Here is a 15,718-nt window from a genome sequence, read left to right as displayed (position 1 = left end):
GGGCCGCAATTCGTACTTTTTCGTGCCCGGGAATACTCCTCGTATCGGCTCACCGAGCGGTGTATCATCCTCGGGTACGCGCTCAACCGATCCCAATCGTGACCGCGTTCACCGTGGGTCGGCCCGATTCCCGATCGTCCCCGCTGCGGGTTAGTGCGGACGATCGCATTTCATTAAACCGGACGGTCATGAATCCGATCGCGCACGCCCCGCCTGCTGCCGCACCACATGGGCTGAGTTTTCGCACGAAGTTGGTGCTGGGTGTGTGCGGGCTGGTGCTGCTCACGGGCGCGGTAGTGTTGTGGCTCGCGCACCGCAGTACGCGAACGAGTACCGAGGCCCTCACCGGCGCGGTGTTCCGGGAGGTCAGCGCGCGGGCCGCGACACACACTCACGCATTCGTGCTGCGCGCGGCGCCGGTCGTCGAATCGCTCGTGCAACTCGCCGACAACGGGCTCGCGGTGGCCGATCACGACCGCATCGCCGCCCAACTGCTCGCGGTGCTAAGGGCGAACCCCGGACTGAGTTGGGTGAGCTACGGGGACGAGGCCGGTACGTTCACCGGCGCGTACCGGACCCCGGAAGGCACGCTCCGCATCAACCACAGCCGGATCGCGGGCGGGAAGACGAAGCTGGTCGAGTACGACGTGCGGCCCGACGGCTCCCGGAACGTGTTCAAGACCGACGATGACAGCGGGTACGACCCGCGGACGCGCCCGTTCTACGTCCGGGCGAAACAATCGGGCCGGCTGGTGTGGCTCCCGCCGTATGTGTTTTACAACCAGGGGGTGCCGGGCATCTCGTGCGCGGCTCCGGTGAAAGACGGCACAGGCGCGATTCGCGGCGTGCTGAGCGTGGACTTCGATCTGAACGCGCTCTCGGATTTCGTCTCCGGGCTGTCGGTGAGCGCGCACTCGCATGTGTTCCTCTTCACCGCTGATGGAAGTTTACTCGCGCACCCGGACCACCGGGGCGTGGGAGCGTCCGGGGCGCGCGACAGCGGAAAGATTCTGGCCCTCGCGGACGTCGGCGACCCGCTCGTCGATGCGTACCGCGCGAACCTCCGCCCCGAGTACCTCACCTCCGCGGCCGGCGACGACTTCCACCGCTTCGAGTTCCGCCACGCGGACACGGACTACCTCGGATCGGTCACGACCTTCCGCGTCGGTGACGACCTCGTCTGGGCGGTCGCTGTGGTCGCGCCGAAGTCCGATTTCGTGGGCGACGTGTGGCGCACGCAGGTGCTCGCGCTCGTGGCGGCAGCGCTCGCGGTGCTGGCCGCCGTCGGGCTCGCGTTCGCGCTGGCGAACGTGGTGTCGCGCCCGGTATCCGCCCTCATCGGCTTCATGCAGCAGGTCGGTGGGGGCGACCTGGAAGCGAGAGCCGAGTTCGGCGGGAGCCGCGAGTTCCGCCAACTCGCAGACGCGCTCAACCGGATGATCGCGGACCTCCGGGACCGGCTCCGGCTCCGGCACTCGCTCGGGATCGCAATGGAGGTGCAACAGCGGTTGCTCCCCACCGCGGCCCCCGTCGTGCGCGGGCTCGATGTGGCCGGGCACAGCACGTACTGCGACGAAACCGGCGGCGACTACTACGACTTCCTCGTGCTGGACAAGGCCGCGCCGAACGCGGTCCTGGTGGCACTGGGGGACGTGATGGGGCACGGGGTCGCGGCCGCGCTCGTGATGGCCGGGGTGCGCGCCGTGCTGCGCGACCGGGCGGTGGTCGCGGGGGATCTCGCGGACCTGATGGGCCGGCTCAACCGCCTCATCTCGGCCGACCACGGCGGCGACCGGTTCATGACGATGCACCTCTCGGTGATCGACTCGAAGACCGGCACGATGCGCTGGGTGAGCGCCGGGCACGATCCGGTGATCGTCTACGACCCGGCCGACGGGAGCTTCGCCGAAGTGGGCGAGGGCGACTTGCCACTCGGCGTGATGGACGACACGCAGTACCGCGAACAAACGTCCGCGGCGTTCCCGCCCGGACGGGTTCTCTTCATCGGAACTGACGGCGTGTGGGAAATGCCCGACGCGACCGGCGAGCAGTTCGGGAAGGACCGGCTGCGCGACGTGATTCGGGCTTCGGCCGCGGGGTCCGCCGACGCGATCGCGGCAGCCCTTCGCGAGCGCCTGACCGCGTTCCGCGGGGAGGCCAAGTCGGTCGACGACGTGACCTTCGTCGTCATCAAAATGGGGGCGCTGATCGGAGCCGAGTGACACGCGGCGTCCCGGCCCGCCACCACGAAACGGGCGAACCGCTGGACATCAGAAATCGATCTTGGCCCGGAGGCCGAAGACCGTCAGGGCATCGGCCCGCTTTTGTGCGGGGATCACGAACTGCACGTCCGGGGTGATGTGGCACCACCGGGTCACCGCGCAGTTGTAGAACAGTTCGACCCCTTGTTCGTGATCCCGGAAGGGCAGCACGCGCGGGGCGAGGTTCTGGAGGGCGTTGTTCAGCCCCAAGTAGTAGTACCCGACGCCGAACGTGTCGAGCTTGCGGGACGCTATGGGGCTGCTACCACCGAAGCCGATATTCGCGAACCACCGGAACGGGCTGGGGTTCTGGTCCGCGAGGCCGAGGTTCCCGAACGTGCCCCACGAGCGCTTCGGGTTGTCCGGGGCCGCGTAGAGGGTCTGGTCGAAGTTGTACGTCAGTGCCCACGAGCCGCTCTTGGTCGGCGCGGCCAGCCCGAGGATCGGGTTGATGAACGCCGTGCGGTCGATAATGCCGTACCGCTTGGTACTGTACGATCCGGTGATCCCTTGGTGCCCGGGGAGTCCGAAGAACTTGGTCGGGACGTTGATTTGCGGGACGAACACCACGCCGTTGTCGAAGAACGTGTCGAACCCGTCGCGCGTCGGCGTGTTGTTCGCGTCGAAAATGCTGAACGAGAAAACGGGGTCGGCGCCCTTGAGGTACGCGAAGCCCGCGCCGTAGGTCGAGTACGGGATGGTGCGCACGAGCACGGCCGGGATCGTTAGCCCCCCGTTCAGGAACCCGTCGATCCCGAGCGCGCCGCCGGTAAACGGCTGGTTGAACGCCTCGGCCGTGTTAATCTTCCCGACGAACGTGATGAGCCGCTCCGACAGGGCCTGAGTGAACTTCACCCCGGTCAGGGCGCCGACGTACCCGTTGGGAGTGGGCAGAATCTGTGCGATGCTCGCCGGCTCCAGGGCGCCGGTGTACCCGCTGATCGCGGTGCCGTATGCCATTTCCGCGTGCAGGTCGATGAACGCCCCTTTCCACAACCCGGCCTTCTCACCATCGACGTGCATCAGGTAGTCGATGCGCCCGCGCTGCTGGAGGCTCTCGCGCGATCCCCCGTTCGCCACGTCGCCGAGAACATTCGTCGAATAAATGTCGAACGTGATCCCGCGCTCGCGCAATCGCTCCCGCGCGCCGCCCCAATCGCCGAGGAACTTCTGGCGCTCGAGGAGGGGGCCACCAAAGGGCGGCGGCGTTGGGGGCGCGGGCGGTTCCGCGGGCGCGCACCCTGTAATGCCCTGGAGCGCATCAAATGCTCCGGGTGAAACGGGTTGCGTCGGGATCGCGGGTGGTTGAGCGGCAGCCGGGGGCGCACCTTCGGGCAGCGCGGCCGGAGGAGCGGGAGCGGCGATCGGGTTTTGGGCCGCCCCCCGACTCGTGTGCGTCAGGCCCACGGCGACCGCCGCCAGCAGGCCGAAATAGAGTTTCCGCATGGCGTGAGTCCTTCACGACGCGCCGTCCGTGGCGCAACCTGGGCGAGATCTGGTTTAAATCACGGTCAGTGCAATTCGCCCGATCAACCACGGGAACTATCGGTGCGCTGGTAAGAACGCGGTAATGGAAAAACGGGGCGAACTACTGAAGCCGGCTAAGCGGGCTACTACACGCGGAACAGCTTGCCGTTGATTGCGTACCGTGATCCGACTATGGAGCGGGAAACCTTGAGCGATTTTTTGGGGTGCCATGACCCGCTGGGCCGCGTGGATAGCGCTCGTCGTTACGGGATCGATCTCGGCACCGACACGTGCGAGTGATCTTCCGCCGGAGCCGAGCGCGCCCGCGGGGGAGCGTGCTCCCCCCAGCCCCCCAGCGCCAGTAGCGGGCGCCCCAACTGTTCCCAATCTCCCACCGGACACGACCAACCCGCTGGCCGAGCGATTGGGATTGAAGCCGACCATTGAACTCCGCGGGCGCATCGAAGCGGACGCGGTGGTGGTCTCGCAATCGACGTCGAGCAAAGCGCTAATCGGCGACCTCCAAAACGGTTACGGGTTCCGCCGCGCGCGTCTCGGTGCGCAAGGTACGGTGGGCGATTCCGCCCGCTGGGTCGCGGAGATCGACTTCGCGAACGGGAACTTCCGCCCGCGCGACCTGTACGTGGGGCTGACCGCGCTGCCGGGGCTCCGCGAACTGCGGGTGGGCTACTTTCGCGAGCCGTTCAGCCTGGAAGGTGCGACCAGTTCGCGCTTCATCACGTTCATGGAGCGCTCGCCGCTGAACGAACTGGACCCGGCGCGCGATTGGGGCGTCGCCGGGAGGTGGTGGACCGAGAACGAGCGGGCGACGTTCGCCCTCGGAGCGTTTCGCGTCGGCACGAACAACGGCGGGTTCAGTGGCGGGGACGATGGCAACTGGGCCGTAACCACCCGGCTCACCGGGTTACCAATCTACGCGAACGACGAGGGGATCTTTCGCCTCATCCACATCGGCGGCGCGTTCTCGCACCGGGTTCCGCCCAACGGTGTGGTCCGCTACGCCCCGGACGCGCAATCGAACATCCTCGACGTGAACGACAGCCCCGTGTCGCCGTTCCTACCGACGATCAACATCCCCGCGAGCAGCCAGCAGCTCTACAACCTCCAGGCCGCGGCCGTCTTCGGGCCGCTTTCGTTCCAGGGCGAGTGGTTCGGTACCACGATCCAACAAACGGGCGCCGGGCCGGTTTTCCTGCACGGGTTCTACGTGGACGCGAGTTACTTCCTGACCGGCGAGCACCGCGGGTACGACCGGACGGACGCCGCGTTCGCGAACGTGTCCGTGTTGCGCCCGCTGGTCCGAACGCCGAGCACGCCCGCCACCGGGTTCGGCGCGGTGGAACTCGCGGCTCGGTTCGCGGTGGGCGACTTCATGTCGGCCAATTTGCCGAAGGCACCGAGCGGCCCGTTCGCGACCGCCTCCCAAGGCGCGGTCCTCTTCCAAATGACACTCGGGGCGAACTGGTACCTCAACGATTACACGCGGATCATGGTGAACTATACGATGGCCACGCCGGACGCCCGCGGTACGCCGGCGCTGCCGGTTCACGTCTTCGGGGTTCGTACCGCGCTCTTCTGGTAAGCAGTGATCGCGGAAGACGGTAGTAATCTGGTCCTCAGCGGTTCCGAGAATCGCTCGTACCTCGGGTGGCCGAAGTTGTCCAGCACCAGAGCCGGAAGCTCTGGAAGTTAACCGTTCCCCAGGCACACCACCGGCCCCATTCACATTTTCCTGCTGCGTGTGAAATCATTGGTGAGATATCAATTCGGTGAGCGGATTATGTGTCCGCTATTTCAACCGGACCCGTTACGGTTGGCAGGGCACGAATTGGGCACCATAATTCAATAACCAAAAATCCGTCCCATAGTTCCACCATCTCGCCCATAATCAGATGGGTGGAGGAGCTAACTCCCGAATTTACTCATCTCCCATAACAAACTTGAACGCCCCCCCCTCTCCCTCCCGGTCCGCCCAGGTGCCCGCCGACTCTTACCGTCTGCTGGTCGAGGCGGCTACGGACCTCGCTTTGGTCGCGCTCGACCCGACCGGCCACATCGTCACCTGGAACACCGGCGCCGAACGTCTTACCGGGTACCCGCGGGAGGAGGCCGTTGGGCGCCCGTTCGCTTTCCTGGCCCCCACTGACGCTGAAGCCGAACAACGGGAGCGAACCTTTCGGGCGGCTCTGAAGTACGGGCGCGTGGAAGAATACGGGCGGTGGATGGGGAAGGAAGGCTCGGCGTTCGCCGCGCGTTGCGTAATCACGGTGCTGGTCGATGGGGCGAACCACATCGGGTTCGCGGTCGCGCTCCGGGCCGAGAACCCGGCCCCCGTGCCGCCCGCCCGAGTGGGACTCGAAGCCGAACTGCACCGCCTCCGTGTGATCGTGGACCACACGGTCGACGGAGTGGTCGTCGCCGATACCGACGGCAATTTGTTGGAGTGGAACCCGGCCGCGCTCCGGATGCACGGGTACGCGGACCAGGGCGAGGTGCGCCGGCACCTCTCGACGTTCGCCGACACGTTCGTCCTCTCCCGGCTCGGCGAACCGCCGCTCCCGTGCTCCGAGTGGCCGATGGCCAAACTGATGCGGGGCGAGGCCGTTGGGTGCGAGCTCCAGGTTCGGCGCACCGATACCGGGGGCGAGTGGATCATTCGGTACGACGGGACCGTGGTCCCGGACCCCATTAGTGGAGCCGGCCTCGTCGTCCTGACGCTGCACGACGTGACCGAACAGCGCCGGGCAGAGGCGGACTCGCTCCGGGCCGCCGAAATGCTCCGGGCGGTGGCCGACGGCACGACCGACGCGGTGTTCGTGAAGGACCGGGCCGGCAAGTACCTGCTGTGCAACGAGGCCGGGGCGCGCTTCGTCGGCAAGCCGGTCGGGGAGATTCTGGGAAAGGACGATGCCGCGCTGTTCGAGCCCGAAAGCGCCCGGCGGGTCATGGACCGGGACCGCCGGGTTATGGAATCGGGCCGGACGGAAACGGAGGAGGAGATCCTGACCGCGATCGGGGTCACCCGGGCGTACCAGGCGACGAAGGCCCCGTACCGCGACGCGACCGGGGCCGTCATCGGTCTCATTGGGGTTTCTCGCGACGTCACGGAACGGAAACGGGCCGAAGAAGCGCTGGTTCTGTTCCGGGCGCTCGTCGACCGAACGACGGACGGGATCGAGGTGATCGACCCGGAAACGGGCCGGTTCCTCGACGTCAACGAGAAGGCGTGCCTGATCCACGGGTATTCCCGGGACGAGTACCTGGCGCGCGCCGTGGCCGACGTCGATCCGCTCGTTGCGGCCCGTTCCTGGCGGGAGGTGGCGGGTGCCGTCGGCCCGAACGAAACCAGTACCTTTGAGAGTCGGCGCCAGCGGAAGGACGGTTCGACGTTCCCGGTCGAGATCCGCGCCAACCGCGTGCGCCTGGACCGCGAATATTTGGTGGCGGTGGTTCGGGATTTCACCAAGCGGAAGCGGGCCGAGGAGTCCCTGGAGCGGGCACACGCGCTCCTGCGGACACTGATCGACGCGCTCCCCGACGCGATCTGGACCAAGGGCGCGGACGGCCGGTTCGCGGTCAGCAACCGGGCACACAACGAGATGGTCGGGGCGGGGAGCGAATCGGACCTCGGCGGGAAAACGGTATTCGACGTCCACCCGCCGCACCTGGCCCAGCAGTACCACGAGGACGATCTGCGGGTCCTGCGCGACGGCGCGACGGTGTTCAACAAGGAGGAACTGGTTCGCTCCCGGGACGGCCGGGACCGGTGGTACTTGACCGTCAAGACGCCCCTGCGCGATCGGACCGGCGCCGTGACCGGGCTCGTCGGGATCAGGCGGAACATTCAGGATCTCAAGGAAGCCGAGGAGACACTGCGGGCGAGCGAGGCCCGGACCAAGGCCGTGATTGAGACGGCGCTGGACTGTATCGTCGTGATCGACGCACAGGGGCGCGTTCTCGAATTCAACCCCGCCGCCGAACGGGTCTTCGGGTACACCCGGGAACACGTACTCGGGCTCGAGATGGCGGAACTACTCATCCCGCCCGAGCACCGGGCCGCGCACCGGGCCGGGATACTCCACTACCTGGCCACAGGGGAAGGACCGGTCCTCGGGTGCCGGCTCGAACTGCCCGCGCTCCGCAAGGGCGGTGAGCGGTTCGTGGCGGAACTGAGCATTACCCGCAACCCGGGCGCCCCGCTGACGTTCACCGGGTTCCTCCGGGACATCACGGACCGCAAGCACGCCGAAGAAGCGCTGCGCCAGGAGCGGGACCGGTTCACGCGCCTCGCGGCCGTTTCGCCCGGCGTGATCCACTCGTTCCGCGTCCGGCCGGACGGCACGCGCTGTTTCCCCTACGCCAGCCCCGGGATCTTGGACATTTACGGGGTTCCGCCCGAGGTTCTGGCCGAGGACGCTTCGGTCATCGGCCCGTTGTTGTACCCGGAGGACATCGAGCCGTTGCAAGCGGCCCTGGCCGAGTCCGTTCGGAACCTGTCGCTCTGGCACATCGAGCACCGGGTGCGGCACCCGATCAAGGGCGAGATCTGGATCGAGGGGTGGGCCGCGCCGGCGCGCGAGCCGGACGGCGGCGTCTTGTGGCACGGGGTTCTCACCGACGTCACCGAGCGCAAGCGCGCCCAGGCCGAACTGGACCGCCGGCGCGCGGAACTGGAACTGATCCTCGACACCGTTCCGGCCCTCATCTTCTTCAAGGACCAGAACCACCGACTGGTCCGGGTGAACCGGGAACTGGCCCGGCTCGTCGGCCATCCCCGCGCGGCCCTCGAAGGGCGGACCGATGAGGAACTCGGCTCCCCGCACGCCACTCGGTACCACCGGGACGAAGACGCGATCATGGCCAGCGGGCAGCCGTTGTTGGGCGTGATCGAGCCGCTGTACACCGCGACCGGAACCCGGTGGTTGCAAACGGACAAGGTGCCGTACCGCGACGCGGCCGGGCGGATCGCCGGGGTCGTCGGGTTCGCGGTGGACGTCACCGATCGGCGGGTCGCGGAAGAGGCGCTCCGGCGCGCTCAGGAGCGCCTCAGCTACGTCATTTCGTCCAGTCCCGCGGTTCTCTACACCCTCACCGTCGAGGGCGGCCGGGTCGGTGGGATCGCGTGGATGAGCGAGAACGTCCGCGGGATGCTGGGCTACACCCCGGAGGAGGTGTCCGAGCGCGCGTGGTGGGCAATGAACATGCACCCGGAGGACCGCGCGCGGGTGGCGGCGGACACGGGCGCGGACTTGTTCGCGAACGGGCGAGTGACGGACGAGTACCGGTTCCGGCACCGGAGCGGCCAGTACCGTTGGGTGCGGAGCGAGATGCGGTTGGTGCGCGCCGCGACCGGGGAACCGGTCGAGGTGGTCGGGTCGTGGGCGGACGTGACCGAGCGCAAGCAGGTCGAGGAGCAGTTCCGGCAGGCCCAGAAGATGGAAGCCGTCGGGCGCTTGGCGGGCGGCGTGGCGCACGACTTCAACAACCTCCTGACCATTATCAACGGGTACGCGGACCTCTTGATCGGGAGCACCCCCGCGGCCGACCCGGATTACAAGGCGGTGACCGCGATCGCCGCGGCCGGGGAGCGCGCCGCGGGGCTGACGGCGCAACTCCTGGCGTTCAGCCGCAAAGCGATCATCGAACCGAAGGTTCTCGACCTCAACGAGATCGTGTCGCAGTCCGCCCGGCTGCTCGCGCGCCTGATCGGGGAGGACATCACGTTGGCCGCCGTACTGACGCCCGGTTTGGCCCGGGTGAAAGTGGACCCCGGGCAGATCGAACAGGCCGTCATGAACTTGGTGGTGAACGCGCGGGACGCGATGCCAAAGGGCGGGCGCCTCACCATCGAAACGCGGGCACTCACGGTGGGGGCCGGCGACGGCGCGTACCCGGACCTGCAGCCGGGCGGCTACGTGCAGTTGGCCGTTTCGGACACCGGCGCGGGAATGACGGACGAGGTGAAGACCCGCATCTTCGAGCCGTTCTTCACGACCAAAGAGCAGGGCAAGGGCACCGGGCTGGGGTTGGCCACGGTCTACGGCATCGTCAAGACCTACGGCGGTCACATCGACGTCTACAGTGAGGTCGGGATCGGAACGACTTTCAAGCTCCTCTTCCCGGCCGTTTCCCAGGAGATCGCGCGGACGGCGGCCGAGGCGCGGCCGCCCGTCCCGCGGGGGGCCGAGACGGTGCTCCTGGTGGAAGACGACGCGGGCGTGCGCGGGGTCGCGAAGCTCGCCCTGCGGATGTACGGGTACGAGGTACTGGAGGCGGATTGCGGCGCGGAAGCGGTGCGCATTGTGGCGCGGCACCCGGGACCGCTTCACCTTCTGGTCACGGACGTGGTGATGCCCGGGGTGGGCGGGCGGGAGGTGGCGGAGACCGTGCGGGCGCGGCACCCGGGCATCAAGATCATCTACATGAGCGGGTACACGGACGACGCGGTGGTGCGCCACGGGATCGTCGAAGCGACCGATGCGTTTCTTCAGAAACCGTTCACTCCCATGTCCCTGGCACGAAAAGCGCGGGAGGTACTCGACGGGTAGCTCACATCGGTCCCAATCACGTCCTATTATTTGACAGGCGGAACGGAATCTTTTTGGCGCGGAGGCAGAATTCGCGCCCCGAACGAATGGGGTGGGAGCGTGGGGGTGGAAGAATCGGTCGATCGCGTGCGGTTGACGGGGGAGTTCGAGTCGGGGGAATTGGAAGAAGCTTACCGGCGGCGCCACGCGCCGCACGACCTGGCCTTCGGGCGGGTGATTTTGTGTACGTCCGCGGTCGCGGTCCTCGGGCTCGGGGCGATCGATTACCAACTGTTTCCCGGCCCGGAACTGATCGGGCTGTGGGGCGCCCGTATCGCGTTCGTTGTGGCGTCTGCGCTCGCACTGGCCCTCTTGCGCGCCCCGCGCAGCCCGGGCGGGTTCGCCCGCATCTTCGGCAGTTGGTACGCGCTCACTGTCGCCCTGCACGTGTTCGTCGGCGCCGTGTGGCCCGCCGGTCACATCGAGTTGCGAATGACTTCGGCGCTGGCGGTCCTCATGTCCTACTGCATCATGCCGCTCCCGCTCCGGATGCAGGTCGCGGGGGCGCTACTGCACACCGGCGGGGCGGTCCTGGTCGCCGGGTGGCTGAACCCGCCGGGCGACGTCACCTCGGTCGTCGGGGACGTGTGCTGGCTGTCGGTCGTGAACGTCCTGGGAGCGGTTCTCGCGTTCCGCACCCACGCGCGCCAGCGGCTGCTGTTCGCGGCCCTGCTCCGGCAGTCCGAACTGTCGTCGAGTTTGGGGCAGGCGCTGGCCGAGGTTCGGACCCTGCGGGGACTGATCCGCGTGTGCGCGTGGTGCCACAAGGTCCACGCCGAGAGCGGGTGGCAGCAACTCGAGGCCTACGTTCGGGACCACAGTCACGCCGAGTTCACCCACGGCATCTGCCCGATTTGTCTCGCTGCCGCGCAATCGGAGGTCGCGAGCGAGGCGGGGTGAGCCGCGCTGTGGGGCCGCTGGCACCCGCGGCGGGCCGCGTGGCCGGTGCCTTTTAACTTTGTTCGCTGTTCGCTTCGTACTCCTCTGGCGGTATTCTGGGAGCGCGTTCGCGCTATCCCCGGCGCGCTGATCGCCACAGAGGAGAAGTGTCGTGAGAACGTCGTTCGCGCTCGTGTTTCTGTTCCCGTCGTTCGTGTTCGCGCAGCCGACCGCAGCACAAAAGAAGGAAACGATCAAGTGGGTCACGGAACTGCAAGACCCCAAAGGCGGCTTCTACCTCGCCCCACAAGACCCGAACATTGACGCGGTGCCGCGTCCCAGCTTGCGCGCGACGAGCAGTGCCGCTCGCGCACTGAAGTACCTCGGCGCGGACATTCCCAATAAGGACAAGCACGCGGCGTTTGTGTTGAAGTGCTACGACCCGATGACGGGCGGCTTCGCCGAACCGGGCGGCAAACCCGACGTGGCGATTACCAGTGTCGGCGTGATGGCCGCGACGGAGTTCGGCATCCCGCACGAGAAGTACGCGAAAGCGATGGGCTACCTCAAGGACAACGCGAAGACGTTCGAGGAGGTGCGGATCGGGGCCGCGGGCGTCGAAGCGTGGGGCGTAAAGGACTGCCCGTTCAAACTGGACTCGTGGTTCGAGATCGCGGGAAATTACGGTCGCGACACGTTCAAAGGCGCGCCCGGTGCGGAGCAAGCCCGCGAGGTCGGTTCGCTACTCGCGTTCAATCTGCGGTTGAAGCCCGATGAGAAGTTCGAGCCGGGAAACCGGGCCGTTGTTGCGGCCCCGTTACTGACCGGTCAACGCGCTGATGGTGGATGGGGCAAAAAGGGGGAGAAGGCGTCGGACATCGAAACAACGTATCGCGTAATGCGGGCGCTGATGCTACTCAAAGAGAAGCCGAAGGACGTGAAAGAGTTGCGTGCGTTCATCAACACGCACCGCAATAAGGACGGGGGATTCGCGACCAAGCCCGGCGACAAGTCCAGCATGGGTGGCGTGTACTACTGCACCATCATCTCGAAGTGGCTCGACGACATGGACGCCGCGAAGAAGTGACGGGCGAGCACCAACAGAACGCCCCGGTCAAAGACCGGGGCGTGTGCTTTGTACTACACGGCGCCGGCGGCTTCCTTCGCTTTGCGCGCCTTCTTCGCCTGAATGAACGAGTTCACGCACATCCCCACGAATACCACGCACACCACAATCATCAGCTCGCCCGCGATCGCGGACCTCTTCACCGGGTCGAACTCGCCGGTCTTGTTGATCTGGCGGATGAGCGGCATGAACCCGCCGACCGCGCCGAGCAACCCGACCATTGCCGCGAGGTGCATCACGTGCTTGCGCAGCTTATCGTTGAACGCGAGCGCGCCGCACACGACGAGCGCCGCACCGAAGAACGCGGGAATCAGTGCGGTGACGGGGGGCGGTTGAACCTCCGAGGTGCCGTAGCCCACGATCCCGACCAGAACCAACAGGGCGCCGCAAATGAGCGTCGGCCAAGCCATCATCGGTGCGTCTCCGGTAGTGCGTAGATATTCGAGTTAACCGTCATCGTGCCCGGAGATTAACTGTAGGACTTGCTGCACCAGTTCGTCCGGTCCGGCCACGTCAACGAACCACGCATCAATGAACACGGACAGTTCGCCCTCGGGGAACCGAAAGCGGTGCAGGCCCACGCCGAGCGCGTCCCATTCGCCTTCGTGCGCGCCGCCGAGGGCACGAATCGCGTCGGCGAGGCGCTCGCGCGTGTCGTAATCGTCGGACGCACAGATGTCGGCGCGCATGGCTCGGTCCGGGGTTACTCCCACTCGATCGTCGCGGGCGGTTTACTGCTGATGTCGTACACCACGCGGTTGATGCCCTTCACGCGGTTAATGATCGCGGTCGCGACGCGGGCGAGCAGGTCTTCGGGAAGCCGAGACCAGTCGGCGGTCATGAAGTCGTCGGTCTGCACGCACCGCAGACAGATGGTGTTCTCGTAAGTGCGGCCGTCGCCCATCACGCCCACGGACCGCACCGGCAGTAGCACCGCGAACGCCTGGGCGGTTTTGCGGTACAAGCCGGCCTTCCGCAATTCCTCAAGGAAGATCGTGTCCGCCTTGCGGAGCGTCGCGAGCTTCGACTCGGTGACCTCGCCGAGACAGCGCACCGCGAGACCGGGACCGGGGAACGGGTGGCGCCACACCACGTCTTCCGGCAGCCCGAGTTCGATGCCCAGTTTTCGCACCTCGTCCTTGAACAGGTCGCGGAGCGGTTCGACCAGCTCGAACCCGAGTTCCGCCGGCAACCCGCCGACGTTGTGGTGCAGTTTGATCGTCGCGGCCGGGCCGTCGACGCTCCCGCCGCTCTCGATCACGTCGGGGTAGAGCGTGCCTTGCGCGAGGAAGTGCGCGTCCGGGATGCTCTTCGCCTCGTGCTTGAACACGTCGATGAACACTTTCCCGATGATCTTGCGCTTCTCTTGCGGATCGGTCACGCCGGCGAGGGCGGACAGGAAGCGCTCACCAGCGTCTACTGCGTGCAGGTCGGCTTTGAACCAGTCACGGAACGTGTGCTTCACCAGCTCCGTTTCGCCCTCGCGCATCAGCCCGTTATCGACGTAAATGCACGCCACTTGCGAGCCGATCGCTTTGACCAGGAGCGCGGCGCACACGCTTGAATCGACGCCGCCCGACAGCCCGCAGATGACCCGCTTGTTGCCGACCTTGGCCCGAATATCGGCGATCGTGTTGTCGATGAACGCCTGCATCTTCCACTGGCCGGAGCACCCGCACACGTCGCGGAGGAAGTTGGCGAGGAGTTGCCCGCCGTGCGGCGTGTGCGCCACTTCCGGGTGAAACTGCAGCCCGAAGATGGGGCGCGACTTGTGCTTCACCGCGGCCAGCGGGCACGTGTCCGTGGATGCGAGCGGCTCGAAATCGCCGCTCACGTTCTCCACCTGATCGCCGTGGCTCATCCAGACGGTCGATTCGGCCGGGTACCCCTGGAAGATCGTGTTCCGCTCGTTGACGGTGAGCGTCGCGCGCCCGTACTCGCGGGTGTGCGCCGTTCCGCCGACCTTGCCGCCGAGGAAGTGACACGCGAGCTGCATCCCGTAGCAGATCGCGAGAACGGGAATCCCCATGTTGAAGATTTCGGGGGAACAGTGCGGCGCGCCGGGTTCGTACACGCTCGCCGGCCCGCCCGAGAGGATGATCCCCTTCGGGTTCAGTTCCCGCACGCGCTCGGGCGAGAGGTCGTGGCGCACCACCTGGCAGAACACGTTCTGCTCGCGCACCCGCCGGGCGATGAGCTGCCCGAACTGTGAACCGAAATCGAAGATCAGGACGAGTTCATTTGTCATGAGTTCACAACCCAATCAGCCGCGGATGAACGCCGATAAACGCGGATTAAGACAGAAGAATTTTCAACAGGATTCACGGGATGAACAGGATCAAGAAATCTCATTCCGTCGGTCCTACTGAAGTCCTCTTCTCTGCATTGTTTTGATCCGTGCCATCCGCATTGATCCGTGGCGAATCCTCATTCCTTCTTTCCCAATTCCTGTGCCCGCTTGGTGGCGGCTTCTACCGCATCCATTGCAGCGGCGCGGAACGCAGCGCGTTCCAGTGCATGAATCCCCGCGATGGTCGTGCCGCCGGGACTGGCGACCGCGTCCTTGAGGGCGCCGGGGTGCTGGCCCGTTTCGAGCACCATGCGTGCCGCGCCGAGTACCGTCTGTGCCGCGAGGGACTGAGCCACCGCACGCGGGAGGCCGCACCGCACGCCGCCATCGGCGAGCGCTTCAATGAAGAGGTACACGAACGCCGGGCCGCTGCCGCTCAAACCGGTGACCGCGTCCAGCAGGTGTTCGGGCACCCGGTACGCCATTCCCACGGCAGTGAATAAACGCTCGACGAGAGCCGCATCGTCGGGAGTTGCGGTTGCCCCGGGGCTGAAACCGGTCGCGCTCGCGCTGACGAGGCACGGCGTGTTCGGCATCACGCGAACGAGCTTCGTGTCTGCTCCCAGGCCGTCGCCGAGCGTTTTCAGCGTGACACCAGCGGCGATGGAAACGATCAAGTGGGCCGCGCTGATGGCCGGTTTGATCTCATCGAGAACCGCTGACATGACTTGCGGCTTCACCGCGAGCACGAGGACGTCGCAGGCGGCGAGGACGTCGCGGTTGGTTTCGGTGGTCGCGATACCGGTGGCGGACTGGAACTTGGCGCGCGCATCGGGATACGGATCGGCGGCGCGGCTGCGCGAGACGTCGAGCAGGCCGGCCTTCGCCCACGCGGACGCGAGCGCGGTGGCCATCTGTCCGGCACCGAGGAAGCCGACCGCTAGCGGGAACGTGCGCTCTGCGGGCATCCGATTAGAACCTCTGCTCTCGCGAAAGCGAAAAATCTATCATAGCGACTTTGTGGCGCCCGCGGAAATGCTGGCGTCGGATCGTGCGCCCGGGTACTGTTTTCGGAACCGCCTGGACC

Annotated in this window: 10 protein-coding genes; 5 read left to right on the top strand and 5 right to left on the bottom strand. The window is 66.5% G+C overall.

Translation table 11 applies throughout. The annotated features are described in order from the left end of the window. The first annotated feature begins 188 nt into the window (after positions 1–188). Positions 189–2,222 (top strand): SpoIIE family protein phosphatase, encoded by a 2,034-nt coding sequence (locus J8F10_RS33545; protein ID WP_210661284.1) that lies wholly within the window; start codon positions 189–191, stop codon positions 2,220–2,222. Between the two features lie 48 nt (positions 2,223–2,270). Here the strand turns inward: J8F10_RS33545 and J8F10_RS33540 are convergent, their stop codons facing one another. Beyond that, positions 2,271–3,707 carry a carbohydrate porin gene (locus tag J8F10_RS33540; RefSeq protein ID WP_210661282.1) on the bottom strand — a complete coding sequence of 479 codons (1,437 nt, stop codon included), beginning with the start codon at positions 3,705–3,707 and terminating at the stop codon, positions 2,271–2,273. Positions 3,708–3,957: 250 nt separating this feature from the next. Between J8F10_RS33540 and J8F10_RS33535 the strand changes: the two genes are divergently transcribed. From J8F10_RS33535 to J8F10_RS33520, 4 genes are all read left to right on the top strand, one after another. Next, positions 3,958–5,331 (top strand): OprO/OprP family phosphate-selective porin, encoded by a 1,374-nt coding sequence (locus J8F10_RS33535; protein ID WP_210661281.1) that lies wholly within the window; start codon positions 3,958–3,960, stop codon positions 5,329–5,331. A 394-nt stretch (positions 5,332–5,725) separates the two neighbouring features. Continuing rightward, on the top strand, positions 5,726–10,297 hold the full coding sequence (locus tag J8F10_RS33530; protein WP_210661278.1) for a PAS domain S-box protein: 4,572 nt from the start codon (positions 5,726–5,728) through the stop codon (positions 10,295–10,297). Positions 10,298–10,402: 105 nt separating this feature from the next. Beyond that, complete coding sequence (locus J8F10_RS33525) at positions 10,403–11,236, top strand: hypothetical protein (RefSeq protein WP_210661276.1); 834 nt, start codon at positions 10,403–10,405, stop codon at positions 11,234–11,236. A gap of 151 nt (positions 11,237–11,387) precedes the next feature. Then, entirely contained in the window at positions 11,388–12,302 is a 915-nt protein-coding gene (locus J8F10_RS33520) for a prenyltransferase/squalene oxidase repeat-containing protein (protein WP_210661274.1), read from the top strand. Positions 12,303–12,355: 53 nt separating this feature from the next. On the opposite strand, the gene J8F10_RS33515 is transcribed toward J8F10_RS33520, so the two are convergent. The 4 genes from J8F10_RS33515 to proC form a co-directional block, all read right to left on the bottom strand. Then, entirely contained in the window at positions 12,356–12,754 is a 399-nt protein-coding gene (locus J8F10_RS33515) for a hypothetical protein (protein WP_210661272.1), read from the bottom strand. A 33-nt stretch (positions 12,755–12,787) separates the two neighbouring features. Continuing rightward, complete coding sequence (locus J8F10_RS33510) at positions 12,788–13,030, bottom strand: hypothetical protein (RefSeq protein ID WP_210661270.1); 243 nt, start codon at positions 13,028–13,030, stop codon at positions 12,788–12,790. A gap of 14 nt (positions 13,031–13,044) precedes the next feature. After that, entirely contained in the window at positions 13,045–14,589 is a 1,545-nt protein-coding gene (gene guaA / locus J8F10_RS33505; RefSeq protein WP_210661268.1) for a glutamine-hydrolyzing GMP synthase, read from the bottom strand. A 179-nt stretch (positions 14,590–14,768) separates the two neighbouring features. Then, positions 14,769–15,599: a pyrroline-5-carboxylate reductase gene (proC, locus tag J8F10_RS33500; RefSeq protein ID WP_210661266.1), complete on the bottom strand. Its 831-nt coding sequence runs from the start codon at positions 15,597–15,599 to the stop codon at positions 14,769–14,771. Positions 15,600–15,718: the final 119 nt, after the last annotated feature.

The sequence above is a fragment of the Gemmata palustris genome (genome assembly GCF_017939745.1).
Taxonomy (GTDB): Bacteria; Planctomycetota; Planctomycetia; order Gemmatales; family Gemmataceae; genus Gemmata; species Gemmata palustris.
The sequence above is the reverse complement of the archived record's forward strand: the minus strand, read 5'-3'. Positions and strand labels throughout refer to the sequence as shown.